General features: G+C 65.3%; 24 protein-coding genes. 8 read left to right on the top strand and 16 right to left on the bottom strand.

All coding sequences use genetic code 11. From position 1 onward, the window contains the following. Positions 1-19: 19 nt before the first annotated feature. The 7 genes from ACGYK4_RS09165 to ACGYK4_RS09135 all read right to left on the bottom strand — a co-directional run bounded on the left by ACGYK4_RS09165 (position 20) and on the right by ACGYK4_RS09135 (position 8,376). On the bottom strand, positions 20-1,033 hold the full coding sequence (locus tag ACGYK4_RS09165; protein WP_394456107.1) for a pyridoxal-phosphate dependent enzyme: 1,014 nt from the start codon (positions 1,031-1,033) through the stop codon (positions 20-22). Beyond that, positions 1,034-2,278: a DNA recombination protein RmuC gene (locus tag ACGYK4_RS09160; RefSeq protein WP_394456105.1), complete on the bottom strand. Its 1,245-nt coding sequence runs from the start codon at positions 2,276-2,278 to the stop codon at positions 1,034-1,036. It abuts the gene before it with no gap. Then, a complete protein-coding gene (gene mutL, locus ACGYK4_RS09155; protein WP_394456103.1) occupies positions 2,275-4,164 on the bottom strand; it encodes a DNA mismatch repair endonuclease MutL in 1,890 nt (629 codons plus the stop codon). Before mutL ends, ACGYK4_RS09160 begins: the two co-directional genes overlap by 4 nt. Before the next feature lie 296 nt (positions 4,165-4,460). Continuing rightward, positions 4,461-5,390, bottom strand: coding sequence for a metal ABC transporter permease (locus ACGYK4_RS09150; RefSeq protein ID WP_394408699.1), 930 nt, complete (start codon positions 5,388-5,390; stop codon positions 4,461-4,463). Further along, positions 5,387-6,592: a metal ABC transporter permease gene (locus ACGYK4_RS09145; RefSeq protein ID WP_394430846.1), complete on the bottom strand. Its 1,206-nt coding sequence runs from the start codon at positions 6,590-6,592 to the stop codon at positions 5,387-5,389. Before ACGYK4_RS09145 ends, ACGYK4_RS09150 begins: the two co-directional genes overlap by 4 nt. Then, positions 6,589-7,383 carry a metal ABC transporter ATP-binding protein gene (locus tag ACGYK4_RS09140; RefSeq protein WP_394449736.1) on the bottom strand — a complete coding sequence of 265 codons (795 nt, stop codon included), beginning with the start codon at positions 7,381-7,383 and terminating at the stop codon, positions 6,589-6,591. The genes ACGYK4_RS09145 and ACGYK4_RS09140 overlap by 4 nt, the downstream gene beginning before the upstream one ends. A gap of 3 nt (positions 7,384-7,386) precedes the next feature. Then, positions 7,387-8,376, bottom strand: coding sequence for a metal ABC transporter solute-binding protein, Zn/Mn family (locus ACGYK4_RS09135; protein ID WP_394456101.1), 990 nt, complete (start codon positions 8,374-8,376; stop codon positions 7,387-7,389). Between the two features lie 177 nt (positions 8,377-8,553). Between ACGYK4_RS09135 and deoC the strand changes: the two genes are divergently transcribed. Together deoC and ACGYK4_RS09125 are read left to right on the top strand one after the other, a co-directional pair. Further along, the gene (gene deoC / locus ACGYK4_RS09130; RefSeq protein WP_394456100.1) at positions 8,554-9,567 is read left to right on the top strand and encodes a deoxyribose-phosphate aldolase; all 1,014 of its coding nucleotides are present in this window, start codon (positions 8,554-8,556) and stop codon (positions 9,565-9,567) included. A 44-nt stretch (positions 9,568-9,611) separates the two neighbouring features. Continuing rightward, positions 9,612-11,957, top strand: coding sequence for an aldehyde dehydrogenase family protein (locus ACGYK4_RS09125; protein WP_394456098.1), 2,346 nt, complete (start codon positions 9,612-9,614; stop codon positions 11,955-11,957). A gap of 55 nt (positions 11,958-12,012) precedes the next feature. Here ACGYK4_RS09125 and ACGYK4_RS09120 read toward each other — a convergent pair whose 3' ends face one another. The 6 genes from ACGYK4_RS09120 to ACGYK4_RS09095 all read right to left on the bottom strand — a co-directional run bounded on the left by ACGYK4_RS09120 (position 12,013) and on the right by ACGYK4_RS09095 (position 19,163). Further along, entirely contained in the window at positions 12,013-13,335 is a 1,323-nt protein-coding gene (locus ACGYK4_RS09120) for a M16 family metallopeptidase (protein WP_394456097.1), read from the bottom strand. Beyond that, entirely contained in the window at positions 13,332-14,678 is a 1,347-nt protein-coding gene (locus ACGYK4_RS09115) for a M16 family metallopeptidase (RefSeq protein ID WP_394430836.1), read from the bottom strand. The genes ACGYK4_RS09120 and ACGYK4_RS09115 overlap by 4 nt, the downstream gene beginning before the upstream one ends. A 64-nt stretch (positions 14,679-14,742) precedes the next feature. Then, positions 14,743-15,255 (bottom strand): DUF3035 domain-containing protein, encoded by a 513-nt coding sequence (locus ACGYK4_RS09110; protein ID WP_394430834.1) that lies wholly within the window; start codon positions 15,253-15,255, stop codon positions 14,743-14,745. Between the two features lie 52 nt (positions 15,256-15,307). Next, a complete protein-coding gene (gene lspA, locus ACGYK4_RS09105) occupies positions 15,308-15,796 on the bottom strand; it encodes a signal peptidase II (protein WP_394456096.1) in 489 nt (162 codons plus the stop codon). Positions 15,797-15,811: 15 nt separating this feature from the next. Further along, entirely contained in the window at positions 15,812-17,398 is a 1,587-nt protein-coding gene (gene purH / locus ACGYK4_RS09100) for a bifunctional phosphoribosylaminoimidazolecarboxamide formyltransferase/IMP cyclohydrolase (protein WP_394456095.1), read from the bottom strand. 16 nt (positions 17,399-17,414) lie between these two features. After that, complete coding sequence (locus ACGYK4_RS09095) at positions 17,415-19,163, bottom strand: heparinase II/III family protein (protein ID WP_394456093.1); 1,749 nt, start codon at positions 19,161-19,163, stop codon at positions 17,415-17,417. A 164-nt stretch (positions 19,164-19,327) separates the two neighbouring features. On the opposite strand from ACGYK4_RS09095, the gene ACGYK4_RS09090 reads away from it, so the two are divergent. Next, entirely contained in the window at positions 19,328-20,077 is a 750-nt protein-coding gene (locus tag ACGYK4_RS09090) for a phosphate/phosphite/phosphonate ABC transporter substrate-binding protein (RefSeq protein ID WP_394430826.1), read from the top strand. Positions 20,078-20,080: 3 nt separating this feature from the next. On the opposite strand, the gene ACGYK4_RS09085 is transcribed toward ACGYK4_RS09090, so the two are convergent. Beyond that, positions 20,081-21,352, bottom strand: coding sequence for an RsmB/NOP family class I SAM-dependent RNA methyltransferase (locus ACGYK4_RS09085; RefSeq protein WP_394430824.1), 1,272 nt, complete (start codon positions 21,350-21,352; stop codon positions 20,081-20,083). A 97-nt stretch (positions 21,353-21,449) separates the two neighbouring features. Between ACGYK4_RS09085 and ACGYK4_RS09080 the strand changes: the two genes are divergently transcribed. Further along, positions 21,450-21,752 (top strand): DUF1674 domain-containing protein, encoded by a 303-nt coding sequence (locus ACGYK4_RS09080; protein WP_394456091.1) that lies wholly within the window; start codon positions 21,450-21,452, stop codon positions 21,750-21,752. Between the two features lie 5 nt (positions 21,753-21,757). Here ACGYK4_RS09080 and ACGYK4_RS09075 read toward each other — a convergent pair whose 3' ends face one another. Next, positions 21,758-22,117 carry a dihydrodipicolinate reductase gene (locus ACGYK4_RS09075; protein WP_394430820.1) on the bottom strand — a complete coding sequence of 120 codons (360 nt, stop codon included), beginning with the start codon at positions 22,115-22,117 and terminating at the stop codon, positions 21,758-21,760. A 79-nt stretch (positions 22,118-22,196) separates the two neighbouring features. Continuing rightward, positions 22,197-23,015, bottom strand: coding sequence for a 4-hydroxy-tetrahydrodipicolinate reductase (dapB, locus tag ACGYK4_RS09070; protein WP_394430818.1), 819 nt, complete (start codon positions 23,013-23,015; stop codon positions 22,197-22,199). Between the two features lie 96 nt (positions 23,016-23,111). On the opposite strand from dapB, the gene rbfA reads away from it, so the two are divergent. The 4 genes from rbfA (at position 23,112) to ACGYK4_RS09050 (ending at position 25,846) form a co-directional block, all read left to right on the top strand. Beyond that, entirely contained in the window at positions 23,112-23,555 is a 444-nt protein-coding gene (gene rbfA, locus ACGYK4_RS09065; protein ID WP_394409854.1) for a 30S ribosome-binding factor RbfA, read from the top strand. Continuing rightward, positions 23,552-24,298: a phosphodiester glycosidase family protein gene (locus tag ACGYK4_RS09060; RefSeq protein ID WP_394409851.1), complete on the top strand. Its 747-nt coding sequence runs from the start codon at positions 23,552-23,554 to the stop codon at positions 24,296-24,298. The genes rbfA and ACGYK4_RS09060 overlap by 4 nt, the downstream gene beginning before the upstream one ends. A gap of 78 nt (positions 24,299-24,376) precedes the next feature. Next, positions 24,377-25,303 (top strand): tRNA pseudouridine(55) synthase TruB, encoded by a 927-nt coding sequence (truB, locus tag ACGYK4_RS09055; RefSeq protein ID WP_394430816.1) that lies wholly within the window; start codon positions 24,377-24,379, stop codon positions 25,301-25,303. Between the two features lie 6 nt (positions 25,304-25,309). Then, positions 25,310-25,846 carry a DUF1643 domain-containing protein gene (locus ACGYK4_RS09050; protein WP_394430907.1) on the top strand — a complete coding sequence of 179 codons (537 nt, stop codon included), beginning with the start codon at positions 25,310-25,312 and terminating at the stop codon, positions 25,844-25,846. Positions 25,847-25,860 lie beyond the last annotated feature (14 nt).

Raw genomic sequence — 25,860 nt, 5'->3', positions numbered from 1 at the left:
CAAAGCCCCTTGGAGGGCACTAGGACAGCAGGCTGTCGAGCGCCGCTTGCCCGCGGCTGAGTTGGCCCAAATAGCTGTCGGTGTCGATATTGGCCCCGCAGACGATCACGCCGACCCGCCGCCCTGACAGTTGCCCGCGCAGGGGGCCGAGCGCCCCCGCCATCGCGGCCCCGGCGGCAGGTTCCACCGCCAGTTTCGCCGCCTGTTGCAGCACCACCATCCCGGCGCAGATCGCATCGTCGCTGACCGTCACCACATCGTCGACATAGACCGCGCAAAGCGCATGGCCGAAAGGCAGCGCCATCGGCGGGCCAAGGCTGTCGGCGATCGTGTTGACCTCAGGGATCGTCACCGGCGCACCGGAGGCGAGGCTTTGCGACATGCTGTCGGCGCCCTCGGGCTCCACGCCATAGACCCGACAAGCGGGGTTGATCGCCTTGACCGCGGCGGCGACACCGCTGATCAGCCCGCCACCGCCGACAGAGACGACGACCGCGTCCAAATCCGCCACCTGCGCCATCAGTTCCAGCCCCACCCCGGCGGTGCCGAGCGAGGTGTGCAGCCCCTCGAAAGGATGGATAAAGAACCGCCCCTCTTCGCGCACCAGCCGCTCGGCCTCGGCAAAGGTCTCTTGCCCGGCGGGTTTCAGGATGACCTCGGCCCCGGTGGCACGGGCGAGGGCGACGCGAAAGGGATTGGCGTTGTCCTGCATCACCACCTTGGCGCTGATGCCCAGCTTGGCGGCGGCCCAGCCTGCGGCGATGGCGTGGTTGCCCGCGCTGGCCGCGGTGATCCCGCGCCCGCGGGTGTCATCGTCAAGCTGTCGCGCCACCGACAGCGCGCCGCGGGCCTTGAAGGTGCCGGTATGCTGAAAACACTCCAGCTTGGGCGCGACCCGCGCGCCGCCCAGCACCTCGTCGATCATGGGAGAAGACAGCGTCACCACCGGTGTTTGCAAGATATCGCTGCGCAACGCGGCGGCCCGCGTCTGCATCGCCTCCAGCGTCATCCCGGTAATGTCCACGTCGTTCATTCAGCCGTTCCCTTCGGGTGTCCTTAGGGGAACAATAGCCTCGGTTTTGGCTTCTGCCAGTTCTTCGAAGTCGAAATTATGCAAGCGCCCCGCGCGTTTGGCGGCTTTTTCGCTGCTGACCTTGATCTCTTCCACGTCCCGCCGCGCTTGGGTGAAATGCCGGTCGAGGTTGCCCACCCGGGTCGCCAAGCGCTCGACATCCTTGTTCAGGTTGCCCAGTTCCTTGCGGATCGCCCCCGCCTGTTCGCGCATCCGCGCGTCTTTCAGAATGGCGCGCATGGTGTTGAGCGTGGCCATGCAGGTGGTCGGGCTGACGATCCAGACACGTTTCTCAAACCCTTCGCGGACCAGTTCGGGGAAGTTCGCGTGCAGCTCAGCATAGACCGCCTCGGAGGGCAAAAACATCAGAGCGCCCTCAGCCGTCTCCCCCTCCAGAATATATTTGTCAGAAATGGCGTTCAGGTGCACCCGCACGGCGGTCTTCATCTGCTGGGCGGCGGCGCGGGTCTCGGCTTCGGTCTTGGCGCGGCGCAGGGCCTCATAGGCCTCCAGCGGGAATTTACTGTCGATCACGATCGGGCCCGGCGGGTTGGGCAGATGGATCAGGCAATCGGGCCGCTTGCCGTTGCTGAGCGTGGCTTGCAGCGAATAGCTGTCGCTTGGCAGGGCTTTCGACACGATATCCCGCAACTGGATTTCACCGAAAGACCCGCGCGTCTGCTTGTTGCTCAGGATGTCTTGCAGCGACAGCACGTCGCCCGACAGTTTGGTGATATTGTCCTGCGCCTTGTCGATGGAGGCGAGCCGTTCCTGCAACTGCGCAAGGCTTGTGGTGGTGCGTTTGGACGAGCCGTGCAGCGTCTCGGTCATGCGCTGCTGCATCTCGGCCAGCGAGCGGGCCGAGCGGGCGGCGTTGTCGGCCAGACGGTCCTGCATCTGCTGCTGCACATAGGCCAGCCGCGCTTCCATCGTCTGCATCATCTGCGCTTGGGTATTGCTTTGCGTGTCCGAGACCATTTGCAGCCCCCCGCGCAACTGCTCCTGCCCCTGCCCCAATTGCTGCACATGGCCGCCAAGCACGCGCATCTGCTGTGCCAAGGGGGCGGTCACACGGGCCGAACGACCCGCGGCGCGCACCGCCATGATCAGCAGGATGACGATGAGCAACAGCAGCCCCGCGCCCGCAAAGGCCAAGAGCGTCACAGGGTCAGACAGGTTCAACGTCGTGCCGCCAAGCTCCATCAAGTGCGCCCGAACAGCCGTTCGATATCGGCGAGTTTGAGTTCAACATAGGTGGGCCGCCCGTGGTTGCACTGGCCCGAATGCGGCGTCGCCTCCATCTCGCGCAAGAGCGCGTTCATCTCTTCGGCGCGCATCCAGCGGCCCGAGCGGATCGAGCCATGACAAGCCACCCGGCTCAGGATCGCTTCGATCTTGGCCTGAACGATGTTGCTGCTCTCGCCCTCGGCCAATTCATCGAGCACGTCGAGGATCAGCGCACGGGCGTTCACGGTGCCGAGGATCGCAGGCGTCTCGCGTACCGCGATGGCGCTGCCGCCGAAGGCTTCGATGCCGAGGCCGAGTTTCGCCAGTTCCTCCGCCAGTTCCAGCAGCCGCGCGCAGTCATTGGCGGACAGTTCGACGATTTCGGGGATCAGCAGCGCTTGGGCCGCGACGCCGTTCTCGTTCATCTGGCGCTTGAGTTTCTCATAGACCAGCCGCTCATGCGCCGCGTGCTGATCGACGATGACCATGCCATTGGCGGTCTGGGCGATGATGTAATTTTCGTGCACCTGCCCCCGCGCGGTGCCAAGCGGGTAATCAGGGGCGGGCGCGGCCTCTTCGGCTTCGGGGGCGGCGACGTGGCTCGGCGCGGGGGTCTCGGGCAGCGGCGTGCCCTCCACCCGGCCCCAAACGCCTGCGGTCTCGGCAAAGCCGGGGGCCTGCGCCTGATAGGCGGCCTCCCGTGCGGCGGGGCTGGGGCGGTCCATGCCGGCGCGGTCCATCTGGTAGACCCGCGCGCCCTGCGGCTCGGGCTGCATCGCGCCCAGGGTCGCCTGCGCCACGGTGGTCGACGCGCGGTGGCCCGCTTCGGCCAGCGCGTGGCGCAGGGCCGAGACGATCAGCCCGCGCGCCAACCCCGGATCGCGAAAGCGCACTTCGGATTTCGCGGGATGCACGTTCACATCGACCAGCGTCGGCGGGCATTCCACGAAAAGCGCCGCCGCCGGGTGACGGTCGCGGCTGAGGAAATCGAAATAGGCGCCGCGCAGGGCGCCCGTCAGCAGTTTGTCCCGCACCGGGCGGCCATTCACGAAGAGATATTGCGCCACGGCAGAGCCGCGCGAGTAGGTCGGCAGGGCGGCGAAACCGGTCAGATGCAGCCCCTCGCGCATCGCATCAATAGGCAGGGCATTCTCGGCAAACTCCCGGCCCAGCACCTGCGCCAGACGGCCATGCAGCGCATCGAAAAGATCGCCCTGTTCGGCCTCGGCGCGGAACACATCGCGGCCCTTACCGTCGCCCGAGACATCGCGCAGCACGAAACGCACGAAGGGCTCGGCCATGGCCAGCCGCTTGATGACATCGCCAATCGCCTGCGCCTCGGCCCGGTCGGTGCGCAGGAATTTGAGCCGCGCAGGCGTGGCGAAGAACAGATCGCGCAGGGTGACGATGGTGCCGCCGTTCAACGCCGCCGGGCGCACCTCGCCCATGCGGCCCCCGTCGACGGTGATCTCGGCCCCGTCGAACCCAGCCGTGCGGCTGGTTATCGTGAGCCGCCCGACAGCGCCGAGCGAGGGCAACGCCTCGCCGCGGAAGCCGAAGGTGTGGATATCCAGCAGGTCGGAGCCGTCGATTTTAGAGGTCGCATGACGCGACAGGGCCAGCGGCAAATCTTCGGGCGCGATGCCGCAGCCATCGTCCGTGACACGGATCATCGTCTTGCCGCCATCGGCATATTCCACGGTGATGCGCCGCGCGCCCGCGTCGATGGCGTTCTCGACCAATTCCTTGACCGCCGAGGCGGGCCGTTCGACCACCTCGCCCGCGGCGATGCGGTTGATCGCGGAATCGTCCAACTGACGGATGACGGGGCGAACTTCGCTTATATTGGGGGTCGGGCTGGGCATACCGCAAGACCTAGCATGGCGGCTTTTGATTCTGCCAGATGTGAATGCGTCTATGAGAGCCGGGTATCAGAGGTTCTGGGCAAAGTCAGCGGACCGCCGCCAAAGGTGGGGCGATCCGCTGCTGGGTCGGCTACTCGGCGCACTGGTGCTTTTGTTATTCCGGTCTTATCAGAGCGGCGGGCGACCCGGGTACAAGTCGTCTCCGGCGGAGCTTGTCACCTGTATAGACGCAGGACGAATCACAGGTCAAAGCAAAAGCGAATCAGTCGCCGATAAAACGAATCGTTGCGATTCGGTTAAGCAGTGGGCGCGGCGGCGCCTCTATGCCGATGCGGCCCCATCACTGCCGCGGCGCCAAGGATCAGCCCTGAGACAGTCGCGATCATCCCCGCCGCCGAGACCGAATCCCGCAGCCCAATCCACAGCGGCCCGTAACCTGCCAAGACATAGCCCAAAATCGCGGCCACCGTGGCAAAACCCACCGACCATGCAATCTGATGCTCCAGCCGGTTGGTCATCATCCGCGCCGCAGCGGGCGGGCAGATGAACATGGCGATCACGATGATGCTGCCCACCGCGTCAAAGGCGGCCACGGCGGCAATGGCGGCAACGATCACCAGCCCGAGGCCCAAGGGGCCGGTCTTCATCCCGATGGTGCGGGCAAAGCCTTCGTCGAATGTGCTGATCTTGAGCGGACGCCAGAACACCGCCGTGAAAAGCGCAACGAAAAGAAACGTGATCGCCATGCGCGGCAGCTCCACCGGGATGGTCGCCAGCGCCTCGGGGTCGAGCAGCGATCCCCAGCCGGTCGCATCCAGCCAGATCAGGCTTTCGAGGTTGCCATAAAGCGCATGTTCCACGTCGAGATGCACATTGCTGGTGTCGGATTGTTCCAGCAGCAGCACGCCGCCCGCGAACATCGCGGTAAAGACCACGCCCATGGCCGCGCCGGATTCGATCTTGCCCAAACGCCGCACGCCTTCGATGGCCAGCACGGCGACCAACGCTGCCCCCGCTGCGCCCAGTAGCATCGGCCAAGTGCTGACCACACCGGTCAGCAGGAACGCCACGACGATCCCCGGCAGCACCACATGGCTGATTGCATCGCCGATCAACGCTTGGCGGCGCAGGACAAGGAAGTTCCCCGGCAAGGCGCAGGCCACCGCCACGAAGATGCCCGTCAGCATCGGCACCAAAGACAGGGGGACGAATTCGGAACCGTTCATGCCATCACCCCGCCGCGCATGTCGATGCGGCTGTCGATTTCGCGGATTTGGTCGGCGGTCAGCACCGTCTCGATGGGGGTCAGACCGTCATATTGCTGGGCCGCCGCCTCGTAAGCTGGATCGCGGCGGATCAGTTGCCAGCGGGTTTCATCGCGCAGCGCCTTGGCCGCGCGGCCCCGGCCCGCCTTGGTGGCGACCCCATCGGGCAGGGCGTAGCCCTCGGACCGCAGCAGGCGCAGGGTGAGATGTTCATAGATCGGCTGCCCATGGGCCAAGGCCAAGAGCCCCTGCCGCAGATGGACCCGACGCTGATAGCGCCGGTGCCGCAGTAGCGCCGACAGTGCCCCGCGCCCCGGTGCCAACAGCAGCGATAGCGCAAAGAGCGCGAAGCCCACCAGAACGATGATCGGCCCCGTCGGCAGGTTCGGCTGCGCCGCTGACAGCGCCGCGCCGATATAGGCCGCAATGCCGCCGAGCGCGCCCGAAATCAACACCACATGGTCGGTCCGCTCGCTCCAGAAACGCGCGGTGACGGGCGGGATGATCAGCAGCGCCACGATCAGGATCAGCCCCACGATCTTGAGCCCGACCACCGTCACGGCCAGCACCAGCCCCATCATCGCCAGATCCGTGCGCGGCACGTTCTGCCCGATGGCGGTGCCATATTCGGGATCGAAAGAGGCCAGCGTCAGCGGGCGGCGCAAGAGCAGCACCAGCGCCAGCGTCAGCGCCGCCGCCACGGCGATGATCAGCGCATCGCTGCGCAGCATCCCGGCGGTGGAGCCCAAAAGGAAATCCTCCAGCCCCGCCTGACGCCCCGCGCTCATGGTCTGGATCACCGTGAGCAACACGATGCCAAGGCCAAAGAAAACCGACAGGACCGAACCGATCGCCGCATCTTCGGCCAGTCGCGTGCGGTTGCTGAGCCATGAGACCAAGAGCAGCCCCACCCCCGCCGACAGCGCAGCCCCCAGCAGCAGGCCGATCAGATTGCGCCCATCGCCGCCCAAAGCGACCATCACCATGAAGGCCAGCGCCACGCCGGGCAGTGTCGCATGCGAAATTGCATCGCTCACCAACGCCCGTTTGCGCAGAAACAAGAAGGTGCCACCAACGCCTGCCGCCATGCCCAAAAGCGTGGCACCCAGCGTCACCAGCGTGGCATTATAGCCCAGTTGCAGTGTCAGCGCGTCCCAGATCATGACAGTTGCAAAGCATCCATCTGCGCGCCCGCCAAACGCCCGCCATAGGCGTCTTGTAGGTGGTTGGACTTGAAGACCTCCGCGACGCTGCCCTCGGCCACACGGTGGGTGTTGATCAGGAAGACATTGTCGAAATACTCAGGCACCGTGGACAGATCATGATGCACGGCGACGACCGTCTTGCCGGCATCCCGCAGGGATTTAAGCACCGCGATGATCGCCTTTTCCGTCGCCGCATCGACCCCGGCAAAGGGTTCGTCGAGCAGGTAGAGATCCGCATCCTGCGCCAAGGCCCGCGCAAGGAACACCCGCTGCTGCTGGCCGCCCGAGAGTTGGCCGATCTGGCGGGTGGCGAAATCCTCCATCCCGACGCGGGCCAGACAATCGGCGGCGCGGGCGCGGTGTACGGGGCGGATGCGGCCCAGAAGGCCCAGTTGCGGGTAAAGCCCCATCAGCACCACGTCGATCACGCGGGTTGGGAAATCCCAATCCACGCTCGCACGCTGCGGCACATAGGCGATGCGGTGGCGCTGCTCGGCCACCGGCTTGCCATAGACGGTGGCGGTGCCCGCCAGCGGGGTAAGGATGCCCAAAGCGGCCTTGAGCAGCGTCGATTTCCCCGCCCCGTTCGGCCCGATGATCGCCGTCATCTTGCCCGGCTCGACGGTCATATCCACCGAAAAGACCGCAGGCTTCTGCCCGTAGGAAACGGTCATCCCACGCAGGGCGAGCGGGCTGTCGGCGCGGGCGGTCGGCGCGGTCTCACGCGTGCTGGCGAGTTCGAGTGTCATGAATCAGCTTCCCTGTGCCAGCTTGCCGGTCATCCCGCCCGCATCCACCGGCGCGCCAAGCGCGCGGGCGATGGTGGTGACGTTGTGATCGATCATACCGATATAAGTGCCTTCATAGCTGCCCGGTTCCCCCATGGCGTCACTATAAAGCGACCCGCCGATCACGACCTTATGACCGCGCGCCGCAGCCCCCTCGACCAGTGCGCGCATGTTACGGTCGGACACCGAGGTTTCGACGAAAACCGCGCCGATCTCGCGTTCGACAAGCTCATCGACCAGCGAAGAGATGCGATTGAGCCCCGCCTCGCTGTTGGTCGAGATGCCTTGAATGCCGATCACCTCGAAGCCGAAGGCGCGTCCGAAGTAGCTAAAGGCATCATGCGCCGTGACCAAGACGCGCTGGCCTTCGGGCACCTGCGCCACGGTCTCGGCGGCATAGGCGGCGAGTTGGTCCAGTTCCGCGCGGTAGGTCTTGGCATTCGCGGCAAAAGTCTCGGCCCCCGCCGGATGTGCTTCACTCAGCGCGCGGGTCACCTCATCCACCACGGCGATCCATGTGTTGGGGTCCATCCAGACGTGCGGGTCATAGCGGCCCTCGTAATCCGGGTGGCTTAGCAGCCCCTCCTTGGGCAGGGCTTCGGCCACGGCGATCACGGCGCGTTTCCGGCCCAGATCCTCAAAGAACCGCTCCATCTGCGCCTCAAGGTAAAGGCCGTGCCAGAGCACCAGATCGGCCCGGGTCAACGCCACGATGTCGCTGCGCGTCTGGCGGTAGCTGTGCGGATCAACGCCCGACCCCATGAGCGAGCGGACCTCCACCAGATCGCCACCGATCCGCCGGACGGCGTCAGCGATCATGCCGGTGGTCGCAACGACGTTGAGCTTTGGCGCGGCAAAGGCAGCGGGCGCGGCCCCGAGCAGGGCAAATGCGCTCAGGCTGCCGATCAAAGCGGTGCGGCGGGACGGGCGAAACGGATCAGATGCATGTGTCATGGAGGTATTAGTGAGAACGATTCTCAATTAAGTCAACAGTTGAGAATGGTTCTCATTAACAATTTCCACATTTCGCCTGTTTTTCAGGCATTCGACCGGTGACGCGGGGTTAGCGTCGCTTGCTTTGGCCCCTGCCCCATGCCATTTTGCGCGCCTGACCAAACCGGAGAGACCCCGATGGCCACCCAGACGACCCCGCAGCACCGTGAGACAGAGACCGACGCGCCGCGCCATCTGCCCCAGGTCACCGCCCCCCGCGTCGAACCGATGCCGCTTGATATGGATTGGCTGCGCTCGGTGCAGGCGAATACCTCGGCGATCGAGCGCCGCGCCACCGCCCTGCCCGCCCGCCGTTCGCTGAAAAAGGACCACCAAGCCGCGTGGCTGCTGCGCGCGGTGACCTGTATCGACCTGACGACCCTTTCGGGCGACGACACCGCACGCCGGGTCGAGCGGCTTTGCGCCAAGGCGCGCCAACCGATTGCGCCCGATCTGCTCGAGGCGCTTGGCATGGCGCCGATCACCACCGGCGCGGTCTGCGTCTATCACGAGATGATCCCCGCCGCGCGGCGCGCGCTGAAGGGCACGAACATTCCCATCGCCGCCGTCTCGACCGGGTTCCCGGCAGGGCTGTCGCCCTTGGAACTGCGCATTCGCGAGATCGAGATGAGTGTTGAGGCCGGTGCGAGTGAGATCGACATCGTGATCTCGCGCCGTCATGTGCTCTCGGGCGACTGGCAGGCGCTTTACGATGAAATGCGCGCCTTCCGCGAGGCCTGCGGCGAGGCCCATGTAAAGGCGATCCTCGCCACCGGCGAATTGGGATCGCTGCGCAATGTGGCGCGCGCGTCGCTGGTTTGCATGATGGCCGGGGCCGATTTCATCAAGACCTCGACCGGCAAGGAAAGCGTGAACGCCACCCTGCCCGTGAGCCTCGTCATGATCCGCGCGATCCGCGAGTATTACGCGCGCACCGGCGTGCGCGTGGGCTACAAGCCCGCGGGCGGCATCTCGAAGGCCAAGGATGCGATCACCTATCTGGCGCTGATGAAGGAAGAGCTGGGCGACCGTTGGTTGCAGCCTGACCTGTTCCGCTTTGGGGCGTCCTCGCTCTTGGGCGATATCGAGCGGCAGTTGGAGCATCATGTGACCGGCAATTATTCGGCGGCTTACCGCCACGCGACCGCCTGAGCCCGTTGCAGGCTGCGGGAAGGTATTTGGAAAAGGATGAAGGCATGAGCGTGTCCGACATATTCGAAAGCATGGAATACGGGCCAGCCCCGGAATCGGCGGCAGATGCGCTGGCGTGGATCGTCGATCAGGGCGGGCGGTTTGGCCATTTCATCGATGGCGCCTTCACCGCACCGGGGGCGGGGTTTGACAGCACGAACCCGGCGACGGGTGAGGTCTTGGCCAGTTTGACGCAGGCGTCGCAGGGCGATGTGGATGCCGCCGTGAAGGCGGCGCGCAAGGCGCAGCCCAAGTGGGAGAAGCTTGGCGGCCATGGCCGGGCGCGGCATATCTATGCGCTGGCGCGGCTGTTGCAGAAACACGCGCGTTTGTTTGCGGTCTTGGAGGTCTTGGACAACGGCAAGCCCATTCGTGAGGCGCGCGATATTGACGTGCCATTGGCGCAGCGGCATTTCTATTATCACGCGGGCATGGCGCAGTTGATGGAGAGCGAACTGCCCGATGCGCAGGCGCTTGGGGTTTGCGGGCAGATCATCCCCTGGAACTTCCCCCTGCTAATGCTGGCGTGGAAGATCGCGCCCGCACTGGCGATGGGTAATACCGTGGTGTTGAAGCCTGCGGAATACACCTCGCTGACCGCGCTTTTGTTTGCCGATATCTGCCGTCAGGCCGGGCTGCCCAAGGGTGTGGTCAACATCGTGACGGGCGATGGCACCGTGGGCGAGATGATCGTCGGCCATGACGATATCGACAAGATCGCCTTTACCGGCTCCACCGCCGTTGGCCGCCGCATTCGCGAGGTGACGGCGGGGTCCGGCAAGGCGCTGACCTTGGAGCTGGGTGGCAAATCGCCTTACATCGTTTTCGATGATGCCGATCTGGACAGCGCAGTCGAAGGGCTGGTCGATGCGATCTGGTTCAATCAGGGGCAGGTCTGCTGTGCCGGGTCGCGCTTGCTGGTGCATGAGCCGGTCGCGGATCGGTTTTATGCCAAGCTGCGCGCACGGATGGAGAAACTGCGCGTTGGCGATCCCTTGGACAAAAGCATTGACGTGGGCGCGCTGGTCGACCCGGTGCAATACAAGCGCGTGAGCGAAATGGTCGAGGCCAATACCGCCGGTGAGCGTTTCGTGGCACCGGGGACGATGCCGGAGAATGGCTGTTTCTATCCGCCCACCCTGATTACCGGGCTGAACCCGGCGGATCGGCTGATGCAGGAAGAGATTTTCGGGCCTGTGCTGGTCTCCACCACCTTCCGCACGCCCGGCGAGGCGGTGCAGCTGGCCAATAACACGCGCTACGGTCTGGCGGCGACGGTCTGGACCGAGAATGTGAACCTTGCCCTCGACATCGCGCCGAAGTTGGAGACCGGGATCGTTTGGGTCAATGGCACCAATATGATGGATGCCGCAGCCGGGTTCGGCGGCAAGCGTGAAAGCGGCTTTGGCCGCGAGGGCGGTTGGGAAGGTCTGGCGGGCTATACCAAGCCCAAGACGGCGCGGAAGCCTTTGAAGGAGATCGAAGCCTTCTCAGGTGAGGGTGCGCCGGAGGATGGGATCGACCGGACTGCGAAGCTCTTTATCGGTGGCAAACAGGCGCGGCCCGATGGCGGCTATTCCGCGCCGGTTTGGGGCAAGTCGGGCGGTCTGTTGGGGCATGTGAGCCTCGCCAACCGCAAGGACCTGCGCAATGCGGTCGAGGCGGCGCATGCGGCGAAGGGCTGGTCGAAAACCACCGGCCATCTGCGGGCGCAGATCCTGTACTACATTGCCGAGAACCTTTCCGCACGGGGGGATGAATTCGCAGCACGTCTGGATGCGATGCAGGGCACGAAGACGGGCCGTAGGGAGGTCAATGCGGCCATCGACCGGCTTTTCACCTATGCCGCTTGGGCCGATAAATACGACGGTCAGGTTCACGGCGTGCCGATCCGCGGCGTGGCACTGGCGATGAAGGAACCCGTGGGCGTGATCGGGGCGCTGTGCCCTGCCGAGGCGCCTTTGCTGGGGCTGATTTCCTGCATGGCCCCCGCCATCGCCCTGGGCAACCGGGTGATCCTTTCGGCCTCCGAACCCTTCCCGCTGGCGGCGACGGACTTCGTTCAGGTGCTTGAGACATCGGACGTGCCCGCGGGCGTGGTGAATATCCTGACCGGACCACAAACGGATCTGGCCGAGGCGATGGCGCGTCATATGGATGTGGATGCGGTCTGGTCCTTCGGCGCCGCGGCGCTTTCCGGCATTGTGGAGAAAGGGGCCGCGAGCAACATCAAACGCAGCTGGGTCAACCACGGCATGGCGCGGGATTGGTTCGGGGCCGAGGGCGCGGGGCGCGACTTCCTACAGGCCGCGACCGAGGTCAAGAATATCTGGGTGCCCTACGGCGAGTAACGCCCGCCGCCCTGCCTACGCAGAAGCGCCGCCCCTGTCGGGAGCGGCGCTTTTTTCAGTCCTGCGCTGTGTCTGCGGCCTCTAGCCCTTCGGGCTGGCCAACGACAACGAAATGCAGGTTTTCGGGCTCCAACAGCTCGGCAGCGACGCGTTTGACATCTTCAAGCGTGACCGCCTCGACCCTGTCGTTGCGGGTCGCGATATAGTCGGTCGGCAAGCCAAGCATCTGCATGCCGACGAGGATGTTGGCAATGGGCGTGTTCCCATCGAAGCGCAGCGGATAGGCTCCGGTGATATAGGTCTTGGCCGCGTCCAGTTCCTCTTGCGTGATGCCTTCGGCGGCGGCCTTGGCCCATTCGGCGCGGATCACCTCGATCGCTTCGGCGATGCGGTCATTGGACGAGCTGACAGAGCCGAGGTAGGTCTCGGCCAGATCACGCGGGGCGAGGTAGGAATAGATGCCGTAGGTCAGGCCACGTTTCTCGCGCACCTCGGTCATCAGCCGGGATTCGAAACCGCCGCCACCGAGGACGTGGTTCAGCACCGTCGCGGTGAACCAATCGGGATCGTCCTGCGCGAGGCCGGGCTGACCAAAGAGCGCGACGGATTGCGGCGTGGCGAAATCGACGACCGTGGTGCCACTGGGGATATCGACCTCGGCCCGGGGCGGCATCGGCGCACCTTCGGCGGGCAGCCCCCCCAACAGCTTGTCGAGCATCTGGCCCAATTCTTCGGGTGTGATGTCGCCCACCACGCCAACGATGATGCGGTCCCGCGCCAGCACCGCGCGATGCGCGGCGAGCAGATCGTTACGGGTCAGGCCCGCGACGCTTTCCAACGTACCATTGAGCGAACTGCCATAGGGGTGATCCCCAAAGGCGATCCGGTCAAAGGTCTGTTGGGCGATTTTGTTGGGGTCTTTCTGGTTCGACTGGATGTTCGAAATCACTTGGCCGCGCACGCGCTCAATGGCGTCTTCGTCGAAACGTGGCTCCTGAAGGGCCGCGCGCAGAAGGTCGATCGAGGGCGCGCGGTTCTCGGTCAGGAAACGTGCGGAGACGGAAAGCGCATCGTCAGAGACATCAAAGCTGAGGTTCGTGGCCAGCGCTTCGGTCGCGCGGCTGAAGGCGCGGGCGTCCATCTCGCCCGCCCCTTCTTCCAAGAGGCCGGTCATCAGGTTGATCGCACCGCGTTTGCCGGGGGCATCGAGAGACGCGCCGCCACGGAAACGGATTTCCAACGCCACGAAGGGGATCGAAGGCTCCTCGACCAGCCAAGCGGTGATGCCGCCGGGGCTGGTCACCTCCTGAATATCGACCTCGGCGCGGGCGGGGAGTGCGGCAATTACCGTCAGGATCAGGGCGTAGATCAGTCTCATTGCGCGTCCTCCTTCATCAGCCAGCCGGTGACCGATGCGCGTTTGTCGAACAGGTCGCGGGCGGCCTGCATGATGTCCTCGGCGGTGACGGCTTGAAGCACATCGGGCCATGCCTGCACGTCTTCGACCGTGAGGCCGATGGCGAGGGCCGAACCGTAGCGGTGCGCCACGCGGTCCGCGTCATCGCGGGCATAGATTTGATCGGCGCGCAACTGCGCCTTCAGGCGTTCAAGGTGTTCGGGGTCGACCCCGGCCTCCATGAACTGCGCCAGCGCCTCGTCCAGCGCCTCTTCGGCCTGTTGCAGGCTGACGCCGGGCACGGGCAGCACGACAAGGTCAAAGGTCGTGTCGTCCAACGTGTCGGCCTTGTAGAAAGCGCCGGTGTAGTTGGCGATCTGTTCGTCGAATTGCAGTTTCTCGGCAAGGTAGGACGTGGTGCCGCCGCCTAGCAATTCGCTGAGCAGCAGGAGCGCCGCCGCTTCCTCCTGGTCGCCGCTGTCGCGTTCCTGCGCAAGGTAGGAGCGGCGGACATAGGGCTGGGCCACGCGGGCGTCTTTGTAGATCAACCGGCGCTCGGCGATCTGGGGCGGCTCTTCGGTGCGCAGACGCTCCGGCAAGGCGGGGTTGGCGGGGATTTGGCCATAGGTGGCCTCGGCCAGTTCGCGCACCTCTTCCGGCGTTACATCGCCCGAGACCACGAGGATCGCGTTGTTGGGTGAGTAGTAGAGCTCATAGAACGACAGCGCATCTTCGAGGTCCAACTCCTCCATCTCATGTTTCCAGCCGATGATCGGCACGCCGTAGCGGTGGTTGAGATATTGCGCGGCGTTAATCTGCTCGCTGAACAGCGCGGCGGGGTTGTTCTCGGTCCGCTGGTTGCGCTCTTCGAGGATCACGTCACGTTCGGTCTCGATGTTTTCGGGGGTCAGACGGATGTTCTTCATCCGGTCGGCCTCCATCTCCATCATCAAGCCGAGGCGGTCCGCTGCGACGCGCTGGTAATAGGCGGTGTAATCGTAGCTGGTAAAGGCGTTATCGCGGCCCCCATTGGCGGCCACGGTGGCGGAAAACTCGCCCGCTTCCAGCTTGTCGGTGGCTTTGAACAGCAGGTGTTCAAGGAAATGCGCCACGCCCGATGACCCTTTGGGTTCATCCGCCGAACCTGCGCGGTACCAGACCATTTGCTGCACGACCGGGGCGCGGTGGTCTTCGACGACCACGACCTCCATGCCGTTATCAAGGGTGAAATGGGTGACCGCTTCGTTCTCGGTCTGCCCCGCCTGCACGGCGGGGGCTGTGAAAAGCGTTGCCACCAGGGCCGCCATCATCGGCAGTCGGATCATTGCTTACCTCGAAATATATCGCCTGCCGCATTACCTACGCGGTCTGGCGCTACTTTCAAGAAGCCTAGCGAAAACGTGTGTCCTGCGGCGGGTAGGACGGCGTGCGTCCGCCTGCCTTGCGCCAGCGCTCTGCCTCGCTATGCGCGTCGAGGATCATGCGCTTGTAGGCTTGGCCGTAGCGGTCAACCGGCACGATGCGGAATTGGGTGAAACGGCCCTTGCGCTTGCGGAATTCCGCGTCGGCCTCGGCCAAGCTCTCACGGATGCCGGGCTGCACGCCCATCCGGCTTGCATGTTGGACCAGCGCCGCATCCCCCGCCGGGATGCCAGCAGAGGTATCCAAACGCCCGCCGAATGCCGCCACCCCTTCGGCCACCGCCGAGCGGTCGGTCAGGTTCGCCTGCCCCGGCGCAGGCGTGGGCAGGGTGTTCAAGTTGTCGGGGCGCTCCAGCGGCTTGACCGGTTGGATCAGGAACTCATCAGGCCCTTCAGAAGTCGGCTGCAAATCGCGAAGGCCCTGATTGCTGCAGGCGGCGAGGGCCAGCGGGATCAAGCTGATGAGGGCAATGCGGCGCATGGTGTCTCCTTTCGGGGTCTGCTTGTTCAATATCGCAGGCAAGCGGGCAATGTCACTGACCTTTTTTGCCCTGGCGTTTGGGCGCGCTTTTCGGCTCTCCGGTAAAGAGGATCAGCCCCAAGGCCCCGGCAAAGATAAAGACATCCGCCAAGTTGTAGACGAAAGGGTTATTGATGCCGCAGCAGGAGTTGTTCAGGAAATCGAGCACATAGCCGTAGATCAGCCGATCCGCCACATTCGCCAGCGCCCCGCCGACCAGCAAGCCGCCGCTGAGCTGCGCCCAGCGCCCATGCGGGCTGCGCCAGAGCCACAGGGTGACGCCCGCGCAGATCGCCAGCGCCACCACGATCAGCACCCATTGGCTCATGTCGCCGCCGAGGCCAAAGTTAATGCCCCGGTTTTCCCCATATCGGAAATTCAGCACCGGCGGCAGCACCTCGATGGAGCGGACACGCGCCAGTTCCATCATGTGAATGACCACATATTTGCTGATCTGGTCGATCAGAAAGGCCACGAAGGCCGCGATGCCGAATGTCCGCATGGGGCTCCCCTCCGTTTAGTGCCGGAAGTGGCGCATGCCGGTGAAGACCATGGCAAGCCCCGCCTCATCCGCCGCCGCGATCACCTCGTCGTCCCGCATCGAGCCGCCGGGCTGGATCAGCGCCGTGGCACCGGCCTCGGCGGCGGTGATCAGGCCGTCCGCGAAGGGGAAGAAAGCATCGGAGGCCACGACCGAGCCTTGCGTCAGGGGGGCGTCGATGTCCATCACTTCGGCCATGTCTTGGGCCTTGCGCGCGGCGATGCGGGTGCTGTCCACGCGGCTCATCTGGCCCGCGCCCACGCCCACGGTCGCGCCGTCCTTGACGTAGATGATGGCGTTGGACTTGACGTGTTTGGCCACGGTCCAGGCAAAGAGCATGTCGTCCAGTTCCTGATCCGACGGCTTGCGCTTGGTCACCACTTTCAGGTCATCGCGCGTGATCCGGCCCACGTCCTTGTCCTGCACGAGAAAGCCGCCTGAGACCTGCCGCACCGCCAGTTCGGCGGCGGTCGGATCGGCGAGGCCTTCGGTGGTCAGCAGGCGCAGGTTCTTCTTGGCGGCGAAGATGCGCTTGGCATCCTCGTCCGCGCCGGGGGCGATGACGACTTCGGTGAAGATCGCGGCGATGGCCTCTGCCGTTGGCCCGTCCAGCGGCTGGTTTAGCGCGATGATGCCGCCGAAGACCGAGGTGCGGTCACAGTCGAAGGCGCGGGTGTAGGCTTCGAGCAGCGTCTCGCCACGGGCCACGCCACAGGGGTTGGCATGTTTGATGATGGCGCAGGCGGGGCCGTCCTTGGGGTCGAACTCGCTTACCAGCGCAAAGGCCGCGTCGGTGTCGTTGATGTTGTTGTAGGACAGTTCCTTGCCCTGATGCTGCACGGCGTTGGCCAATCCGGGAGCGTTCGAGCCATCGGTGTAGAAGGCCGCCTGCTGATGCGGGTTCTCGCCATAGCGCAGGGTCTGGGCCAGCGTGCCGCCGAAGGTGCGACGGCGCGGCGTGGCATCGACCTGCGCGGCCATCCAAGTGCTGACGGCGGTGTCATAGGCGGCGGTGCGGGCATAGGCGGTCTGGGCCAGACGTTGGCGCAGGGCATAGGAGGTCTGGCCGTCGTTGGCCTCCATCTCGGCGATGACCTCGGCGTAGTCTTCGACGTCGACCACGACGTTGACGAACCCATGGTTCTTGGCCGCCGAGCGGATCATCGCCGGGCCGCCGATGTCGATGTTTTCGATCACCTCGGCATATTCCGCGCCCTTGGCGACGGTTTCCTCGAAGGGGTAGAGGTTCACCACCACCAGATCGATCGCGCCGATGTTATGTTCGTTCATCGCGCCGACGTGTTCGTCATTGTCGCGCAGGGCCAACAGACCGCCATGCACGACCGGGTGCAGCGTTTTCACGCGCCCGTCCATCATCTCGGGAAAGCCGGTCACATCGGCCACATCCAGAACCTTCAGCCCCGCGTCGCGCAGCGCTTTCGCGGTGCCGCCGGTGCTGAGCAATTCGACGCCCCGCGCCGCCAAGGCCTTGCCAAGGTCCAAAAGACCGGTCTTGTCGGATACGGAAAGCAGGGCGCGTTTGATGGGATAGAGGTCGGGCATGGGGCTGGTTCCTTGGTCAGTCTTCATCAGCATAGGGATCGTCGATCGACAAATCTCGCACGCCAATCGCAGTTTCCTGCGCTTTTGACAACGACCAGCGCACCCGCGTGGCATAGTTCATGGCATAGCCCGAGAGCACGATCTGCTGCGCGGCGCGCGGTTTCAAGCGGGTCGTCTCAAGGTAAACCCCCGGTTCCAAAGACAGATTATGCGTGCCATCATGGCGAAACACCCAAATCTCCCCGCTTTTAAGCGCCATTGAGATCGCAGCCCCGCCAAGGTCCAACGTGGCATCTACATCCGGGTGCAGGTGAAACCGGATGTCGAAAGCGATGCCCTTCGACTGGGTGGTGTTCAGCACTTTGTCAAAGCGCCGCTTCTCCGCCCCCTCGATCGCCAGCAGCATATCCTCCCCCGAAAGGCCGCGCCCGTCTGCGGTCAACTCCAGCCGCCGCGCATGGGTCAGCCCGTGGCTGCGCAGATAGGCGTCATGCGCGCCTTCGAAACGCAGCCCGTCCGCCGCCTCGCCGATCTCGACGGGCACATGGCGCGGGCCCGCGATCAGCGCCTCCGCCCCGCTATGGGGGTCAGGCTCTGCCAGTCGCGCGCTGGAATGGCCGACGAGCGACAGGGCCGAATGCGACGGCGTGGCGCGCCCCGCCCGCCGCCACTCCAGCCCGAAGGACGCGCCGGAGCCGCAGTTCACCACCAAGGGCCGCCGCCCCGAGGTCAGCTCGAATGCCAATGTCGAGGCATGGGCGTTGGTCGAGGCCGCACCGCTTGGCGGGGCTGCCGCATCGACGATCACGCTGGTGCGGCCTGCGGACAGTCTTGCAAAGCCCATGGCCAGCCCATCGGGCTGCCGCGTCCTGACCTTGGCCGCCGCCAGCGCGTGGTCCAGCCAGCCCTCCATGCCGCGCCCGCCGCCGTGAAACCGCGCCAGCGCCCCATCTGCATGACGCAGGCTGCGCAGGGTCGGCGCGATGCGCTCGATCGCGGTCAGATGCTCTTTGGGCGTGCTGCGGCCCGCATCGCTCAGCGCGGCGGCGGCCCATGTCAGCAGAGTGAAGACGGCCAGCAGTTCCTCGGGATTGCGCGTGGGCAGCCCGCCTTCGGCATCGATCTGGCTGGCGCATTCCCGGGCGAGGGCCTTAACCGCCGGATCGGCCAGTTCGGCCAGCCCCTCCAACGACAGGCTGGCGTAGATCAGCCCAGCCAGCGCCTCGAAACGCGGCAGGCCGGGAGCCGCCCCGCGCCATCGTTTCGACAGGAACCGGGTCTGCCCTTCGAGGGATCGGTAGAAGGCGTCGCTCTGCTCCGTCTCGGTCCCGCGCAGCATGAAAAGCGCGTGATTGATCCAACGGATCAACCGCCGCCCGGTCAGCGCCGGGATCCAGCCCGGCCCCTGCCCGCGCCCGAAACGGTCGATCCAGCCCCAAAGCCACGCCTGCGCCGCCCCCCGCGCCCGCGCATCGCCCACGGCGGCAAGGTCATCGAGCCATGCAAAACCGTGCAATTCCGCGGCAAAGGCGGGGTCAGGCGGGGTCAGGTCCCACATGGCGGTTTGCGGTGCGGTCAGCAGGCTGCCGGCAAAGAGGTAATTGCCCGCCATCAACTGCCGCCCCCGCGCGAAAGAGCCGATGGTGCGCGGCTCGGGCGAAGAGGTGAACGCGACGACCCGCCCCCGGCCCCGGGTCGCACGCCAAGCGTGCCAGCGGTTCAGAAACCGCGCCCTGCGGGCCATGTCGCTGGAAAGATTAATCATATCAAGCTGCCCCTGACGCTCTGCTGGCGTTTGGCGACAGCATAACCGCGGCCCCACAATGAGTCACCGGATTTTCCCCGCGCGCCGGGGGATCGGCGGGGAACCGACGCTTGCCACCGCGCGGCGGCGCGGCCTAAACAGGCACACCCCAAGCGGAGCCGCCGATGATCGCCAGCCTGATGATGTACCTGCGCCCCGAGACCGCCGAGGCGACAGGGCGCTTCTGGGCCATGATCCGTGACGCCCTGCGCGCGCAGGGCATCCCGGCCCCGGAAAGGCTGAGCAATGATGCCGAGGAATTCGCCGTCTGGACAGCGCCCGACCTCACCCTCTCCCAGACCTGCGGGATGCCTTACCGCCTGTGGCTGCACGACCGTGTCACGCTGATCGGCACGCCGGACTTTGGCGTCGAAGATTGCCCGCCGGGGTATTACAACAGCGTTTTCGTCGTCCGCGCCAATGATCCCCGTGAAACAATTTCCGATTTCCACGCGGCGCGCTTCACCTACAATCAGACGTTCTCGCAATCAGGCTATGCAGCCCCTTACGCGCATTGCCGGGCGCGGGGGTTTTGGTTTGCACAGCGTAGCCAAAGCCACGGTCACCGCCCCTCGGCCAAGGCCGTAGCCGAGGGACGCGCGGATATTGCGGCGCTGGATGCGGTGTCTTGGCGGCTGATCGAAAGCCATGACGCTTTCGCGGGCGACCTGCGGGTGCTGGAACGCACGGCCCCGACCCCCGGCCTGCCCTATATTGCGGCAGCGGGTGCCGATGCGGTGGCAACAGCCGCGGCGGTGCGCGCGGCCATTGGCGGACTCACGGCAGCAGATGCCGCCACGCTAGGGCTCCGCGGCCTCATCGACATCCCGAAAGCGGCCTATCTCGCCGTGCCCTCCCCACCCGACGAGGCGTGAGGGTCAGTCCTTGCGCAGACAGGCAATATAGAACCCGTCCATCCCGCCTTGATCGGCCCAGAAATCGGGGCGCAGCCGCAGCCCGCCCTCTTCGGTGTGCCAATCGGCCTCGACCCCCGGCAGTTCCAGCGCGGCGGTGTCGACGGTCATGTCGCCATGCCGCTCTAAGGCTTCGTCGACCTGCACTTCGCCCTCGTCGGGCAGCAGGCTACAGGTGCAGAACACCAACCGCCCGCCGGGCTTGAGCAGGCTCCAGGCATGGTCGATCAACTCGGATTGCAACTCGATCAGATCCCCGAATTCAGATCCGTCCTTGGCATAGGGCAGGTCCGGGTGGCGGCGGATGGTGCCGGTGGCGGAGCATGGCGCGTCCAGCAGAATGGCGTCGAATGTGCCCTGCACGGCGCGCGCATCCTTGGTCAGCGTCTTGGCCTTCAACCCCACGCGGGCAAGGTTTTCCTTCACCCGCTGCATCCGGGGATGCGACTGGTCGACAGCGGTAACGACCGCCCCCGCAGCGGCAAGCTGCATGGTCTTGCCCCCCGGCGCGGCGCAGAGGTCCAGCACCGTCTCGCCCTCCTTCGGGGCCAGCACCCGCACCGGGATCGCGGCGGCGGCATCTTGCACCCACCAATCGCCCTCGGCAAAGCCCGGCATGGTTGAGACCTGCCCGGCATCCGTGACCCGAACCGAGCCTGTCGGCAGCAGCGTGCCCCCCACGGCCTCTGCCAACGCGGCGGCGTCGCCCTTCGCGGTCAGATCAAGCGGTGCGCCCGCGAAATGCGCCTGTTCCATCGCGGCCATGGCATCGGTGCCCCAAGCCTCGGCCAGCGGTCCGCGCAGCCATTTGGGCAGACGCGGCGCGCGCAGGGCACCCCACGCCTCGGGCCCCTGAGCGGCGATCTTGCGCAGCACGGCGTTGGTCAGCCCCTTGAGATGGCTCAGCGTGCGGTGTTGCGAGACGAGGTTCACCATCGCATTCACCACCCCATGCGCGGCCCCGCCCTGACAAAGCTCGACCGTGCCGACCCGCAGCACATTGCGCACGGTCAGCGGCGGGGCCTTTTGCAGGTGCTTTTGCAGCAACCGGTCCGCCCGTTCCAACCCGCGCAGCGTGTCCTGCGCCAGACGCTGCGCCCGCGCCCGATCATCGGGGGGCAGCTTGTCCAGCGCGCCCGCGGCAAGAAGCTCGGACATCAGCCGCGGCTCATCGCCCAAAATCTGATCCAGCAGATAAACCGCGCTTCTGCGGGCCTGAACGCCTGTGTCTGCCATGGTCATATCCTATCTGGGTCTGGCTTGAGGGGTTGCCGGGTTGTCTGGGCCAGCGGGCGACGTATATCAAGGGAGAACTTGGCTCAAGAGGACCATGATGCCCGATCAACGCCCCATTCCCGACAGCAAACCCGGCCCTGATCCCACGCCCAGCCCCGCGCCGGACCTGCCCCCGCAGCCCAAACCCGGGCCGAAACCGATCCCCGACACGCCGCCAGACCCGACGCCAGCCCCCGGCCCCGATCTGCCCGCCGCCGCCCGGCGCGCTTTGGCCGAGGCCGCTGCCCGGCGTGAGGCGGCAGCCGCGCTCGACATGCCCACCGAACTTGGCGGGCGCGATGGGCCAGAGCCTGTGCGCTATGGCGATTGGGAAAAGAAGGGCATCGCCGTCGATTTTTAAGCGCTTCAGCGCAGGGTCAGCACCGCCGACTCCCCCGCGCCCCTGTCGGAGGTAAAGCGGAGTTTCGCGCCATCGCGGGCGACCAATTGGCAGTTATAGCCCAAGTCCTTGCCGCCCCAGACCAGCGTGCGGCAAAAATAGCCGTCTTGCCACGACCACTTGCCGGTGACCTCCCAAACCGCGCCCTTGCCGGAAATGGCCCCGCCGGAGGTGACCCGCAGATCGACCAGCGGGCGGGTTAGCCTTTTGCCATTCACTGCGGCGATGAAGTCTGACTTATTTTGAATACGGGCATATTCCGCCGCAGCGGGCAGACCAACAGCCGCGAGCATCGCTGTCACGGCCAGTGCAAAGGTAATCTTCATCGAAACCTCCCTTGGGGTGAGTTGCCTGAGGCACTCACGTAGCCAAGGAAGGTAAAGTTTCAGATAATTTGCCTGCGCCTCAGCCCTTCAGGCCAAGCACGTCCAACATGTCATATTCCCCCGGCGCTTTGCCCTGCCCCCAAAGCGCGGCCTTGAGCGCCCCGCGGGCGAAAAGCGCACGGTCCGAGGCGACGTGGCGCAGGATGATCCGCTCTCCGGCGGCGGCGAACATCACGTCATGTTCGCCCACGATATCGCCGCCCCGGATCGCGGTGAAACCGATATCGCCCTTTTGCCGTGCACCGGTGATCCCATCGCGGCCCCGGTCCGAAACATCCGCCAGTTTGACACCGCGCCCCTCGGCGGCGGCTTCGCCCAGCATCAATGCGGTGCCCGAGGGGGCATCGACTTTCTGATTGTGGTGCGATTCGATGATCTCAATGTCGTAATCCACGTCCAGCGCGGCGGCGACCTGCCGGGTGAGCTGCGTCAGCAGGTTCACGCCGAGGCTCATGTTCCCAGCGCGGACGATGACGGCCCCCTGTTCGGCAGCAGGGGCAAGCTGCGCGATCTCATCTTCGGTCATGCCGGTGGTCCCGATGACATGGACGATCCCGGCCTTGGCGGCCTCACCGGCAAAAGCGATGGTGGCCTGCGGCGCGGTGAAGTCGATGGCGGCCTGCACCTTGCCAAAAGCCTCTGCCGCATTGTCTGTCACAGTCACGCCCGAGGCCGTGCCGCCCATCGCCTCGCCCAGATCGCGGCCAATCCAGTCATGGCCCGGACGCTCCAGCGCCGCGGCCAGATGCATTTTCTCGCTGGCGTTGATCTCACGGATCAACATTTGGCCCATGCGGCCAGAGGCGCCGGTGACGGCAATGCCGGGGGTCTGTGTCATACTCGGTCTCCTGCGGTTCTGGCCGTGACTGGCAGGGCCGGTTTAGCCCGTCGCGGAGCGCTTGGCAAAGTGCAACCGAAGCCTTAGATGGGGGGCATGGCAAAGAACAAGTTTCATGAGGGCCCCGGCCCGTCGCAACGACAACTCCGCGTGGGCGAAACCGTCCGCCGCGCCTTGTCCGATGTTCTCGCACGCGGGGATGTGCACGACACCGATCTCAATCGGATGTCGATCACCGTGGGCGAGGTGCGCATCTCTCCCGACCTCAAGATCGCCACGGCCTATGTGCTGCCCCTGGGCGGGGAGGGTCAGGATGAGGTTCTCAAACTGCTGGCCCGCAACAAAAGCGAATTGCGCCGTCAGGTCGCCAAGAAACTGACGCTCAAGTTCTCGCCCGATCTGCGCTTTCAGCTGGACCAGACCTTTGACCGGATGGACGACACCCGCCGCATGCTGAACCAAGAGGTGGTGCGCCGCGATGCGGATGCCCCCGATGACGACGGCGCCGATGACAGTGCCGACGGCGCGCCGGATCAGTGATCCGCGCGGGCCTGATCGCATTCGCGCTTCTGGCGCTGAAAGGCACGCCTGCGGACGCGGCCGAATGCCGCAACATTACCTTTGACGGCAGTTCCTACACGGTCTGTGAAGTCGATCTGGAACGGGACGACCTGCGGCTCTTTCTCAACAATGAGGCGGGCGCGCCCTATGGGTTCTTCGGCTCGCTTGACGAGGCGCTGAAAGCGCAGGGGCTGCGGCTTGGTTTTGCCATGAACGCAGGCATGTACCACGAAGACCGCTCTCCGGTTGGGCATTACATCGAAGAAGGGGTCGAGACGCGCGGCGTGATCGACAGTGCTGGCCCCGGCAATTTCGGCCTGCTGCCCAATGGTGTTTTCTGCCTGCGTGAGGGCCGCGCCGATGTAATCGAGACCAAGCGTTACCTCAAGGACAAGCCCGAGTGCCGCTTTGCCACGCAATCGGGGCCGATGCTGGTGATCGACGGGGCGCTACACCCGCGATTCCTGCCCGACAGCACCTCGCGCTATATCCGGAACGGCGTTGGCACCACGGCAGATGGCAAACGCGCGGTTTTCGCGATTTCCAACGATGTGGTCACCTTTCACGAATTCGCCCGGCTCTACCGGGATGAGTTGGACCTGCCTAACGCGCTGTATTTTGACGGCAATATCTCGCGCCTGCGCGCACCCGGCCTCCGCCGCAGCGGGGCGGGCTTCACCACCTTGGGGCCGATCGTGGGCATCGTGACGCCCGCAAAGTAAGCTTTTCCCCGCTTGGGGGCTGGGCAGCGCGGCGCGGCTCCGATAGAGGGCAGCACCACAAAAGCGAAGGGGCAAGACATGGCACGCAAACGCAAGGGTCGCGATATTTCCGGTTGGCTGGTGGTGGACAAACCCGCTGGCCCCACCTCGACCGCCGTGGTCAATAAGGTCCGCTGGGCGCTGGAGGCCAAGAAGGCGGGCCACGCAGGCACGCTCGACCCCGAAGCGACTGGCGTTCTGGCCATCGCCTTGGGCGAAGCAACCAAGACCGTGCCCTATATCACCGACGCGCTCAAAGCCTATGAGTTCACCGTACGTTTGGGGATCGCCACCAATACCGACGACGCCGAAGGCGAAGCCATCGGCACCTCTGACCTGCGCCCCGATGACGCCGCGATCAAGGATGCGCTGAACGGCTTCATCGGTGACATCCAGCAGGTGCCGCCGCAGTTCTCCGCCGTAAAGATCGACGGCCAACGCGCCTATAAACGCGCCCGCGACGGCGAAGAGATGGAGATCGCCGCCCGCCCCCTATGGGTGGAAAGCCTGCTGCTGGTCGACCGCCCCGATGCCGATCATGTCACCCTTGAAATGGTCTGCGGCAAGGGCGGCTATGTCCGCTCCATCGCGCGCGATCTGGGGCAGAAGCTTGGCTGTCTCGGCCACGTCCGCGAATTGCGCCGCACATGGTCCGGCCCGTTCGAGGCAGGCAACGCCCTGACGCTGGCGCAGGTCGATGAGCTGGCCCGGACACCGGAACTCGACACCTATCTGTTGCCACTGGCCGAAGGGCTGGCCGAGCTGCCCGAGGTCAAAGCCACCCCCGAAGGCGCCACCCGCCTGCGCAACGGCAACCCCGGCATGGTCATCGCCCATGACGTGGAATATGGCGATGAATGCTGGGCCTCGCTCGATGGGCAGCCTGTCGCCGTGGGCCGCTTCAAGGCGGGGGAATTGCACCCGAGCCGGGTGTTCAACCTGTCGTCGGACGCGAACGAGGGCTGAATGGCCCTGATCACCCGCAGCCACACCAAGGGCGACGCCCCTTCGACCGCGGTCTACTCGCCCTGCGAGCAATACCGCTACAGCCTTACCCGGATCTGGGAAACAGGCGCGCCGCGGGTGATGTTCGTGATGCTGAACCCTTCCACCGCGACCGAAGTGCAGAACGACCCGACGGTCGAGCGCTGCGAGCGTCGGGCGCGGGTGCTGGGCTTTGGCGGCTTCCGGGTGACCAATATCTTCGCCTTCCGCGCCACCGACCCGCGCGACATGCGCGCAGCGGCCGATCCCATCGGCCCCGACAATGACGCCACGCTGGTCGAGGGGGCCGATTGGGCCGACCGCATCATCGCCGCTTGGGGCGTGCATGGCGCCCATCTGGGCCGCGGTCTGGCCGTCGCCGCACGACTGGCTGAGGGGGCGAAACCGCTCTACCACCTCGGCCTCTCCAAAGCCGGGCATCCCCGCCATCCGCTGTACCTGCCCTACACACAAGAGCCGGTTCTGTGGCAGCCCGAGTCCCCGTCGCGGGCAGGCATTCGTTAACCATTTCCCCGCTA

Source organism: Sulfitobacter sp. 1A13368, from assembly GCF_043557275.1.
Classification (GTDB): domain Bacteria; phylum Pseudomonadota; class Alphaproteobacteria; order Rhodobacterales; family Rhodobacteraceae; genus Sulfitobacter; species Sulfitobacter faviae.
The sequence above is the reverse complement of the archived record's forward strand: the minus strand, read 5'-3'. Positions and strand labels throughout refer to the sequence as shown.

Excerpts from the sequence above, each read along its gene's own strand:
- mutL (WP_394456103.1), bottom strand. The coding sequence starts at position 4,164 with ATGCCCAGCCCGACCCCCAATATAAGCGAAGTTCGCCCCGTCATCCGT.
- deoC (WP_394456100.1), top strand. The coding sequence starts at position 8,554 with ATGGCCACCCAGACGACCCCGCAGCACCGTGAGACAGAGACCGACGCG.
- ACGYK4_RS09110 (WP_394430834.1), bottom strand. The coding sequence starts at position 15,255 with ATGCGCCGCATTGCCCTCATCAGCTTGATCCCGCTGGCCCTCGCCGCC.
- ACGYK4_RS09165 (WP_394456107.1), bottom strand. The coding sequence starts at position 1,033 with ATGAACGACGTGGACATTACCGGGATGACGCTGGAGGCGATGCAGACG.
- purH (WP_394456095.1), bottom strand. The coding sequence starts at position 17,398 with ATGCCCGACCTCTATCCCATCAAACGCGCCCTGCTTTCCGTATCCGAC.
- ACGYK4_RS09115 (WP_394430836.1), bottom strand. The coding sequence starts at position 14,678 with ATGATCCGACTGCCGATGATGGCGGCCCTGGTGGCAACGCTTTTCACA.
- ACGYK4_RS09135 (WP_394456101.1), bottom strand. The coding sequence starts at position 8,376 with ATGACACATGCATCTGATCCGTTTCGCCCGTCCCGCCGCACCGCTTTG.
- ACGYK4_RS09095 (WP_394456093.1), bottom strand. The coding sequence starts at position 19,163 with ATGATTAATCTTTCCAGCGACATGGCCCGCAGGGCGCGGTTTCTGAAC.
- ACGYK4_RS09140 (WP_394449736.1), bottom strand. The coding sequence starts at position 7,383 with ATGACACTCGAACTCGCCAGCACGCGTGAGACCGCGCCGACCGCCCGC.
- ACGYK4_RS09080 (WP_394456091.1), top strand. The coding sequence starts at position 21,450 with ATGCCCGATCAACGCCCCATTCCCGACAGCAAACCCGGCCCTGATCCC.
- dapB (WP_394430818.1), bottom strand. The coding sequence starts at position 23,015 with ATGACACAGACCCCCGGCATTGCCGTCACCGGCGCCTCTGGCCGCATG.
- ACGYK4_RS09145 (WP_394430846.1), bottom strand. The coding sequence starts at position 6,592 with ATGATCTGGGACGCGCTGACACTGCAACTGGGCTATAATGCCACGCTG.
- lspA (WP_394456096.1), bottom strand. The coding sequence starts at position 15,796 with ATGCGGACATTCGGCATCGCGGCCTTCGTGGCCTTTCTGATCGACCAG.
- rbfA (WP_394409854.1), top strand. The coding sequence starts at position 23,112 with ATGGCAAAGAACAAGTTTCATGAGGGCCCCGGCCCGTCGCAACGACAA.
- ACGYK4_RS09120 (WP_394456097.1), bottom strand. The coding sequence starts at position 13,335 with ATGAGACTGATCTACGCCCTGATCCTGACGGTAATTGCCGCACTCCCC.
- ACGYK4_RS09125 (WP_394456098.1), top strand. The coding sequence starts at position 9,612 with ATGAGCGTGTCCGACATATTCGAAAGCATGGAATACGGGCCAGCCCCG.
- ACGYK4_RS09150 (WP_394408699.1), bottom strand. The coding sequence starts at position 5,390 with ATGAACGGTTCCGAATTCGTCCCCCTGTCTTTGGTGCCGATGCTGACG.
- ACGYK4_RS09085 (WP_394430824.1), bottom strand. The coding sequence starts at position 21,352 with ATGGCAGACACAGGCGTTCAGGCCCGCAGAAGCGCGGTTTATCTGCTG.
- truB (WP_394430816.1), top strand. The coding sequence starts at position 24,377 with ATGGCACGCAAACGCAAGGGTCGCGATATTTCCGGTTGGCTGGTGGTG.
- ACGYK4_RS09075 (WP_394430820.1), bottom strand. The coding sequence starts at position 22,117 with ATGAAGATTACCTTTGCACTGGCCGTGACAGCGATGCTCGCGGCTGTT.
- ACGYK4_RS09090 (WP_394430826.1), top strand. The coding sequence starts at position 19,328 with ATGATCGCCAGCCTGATGATGTACCTGCGCCCCGAGACCGCCGAGGCG.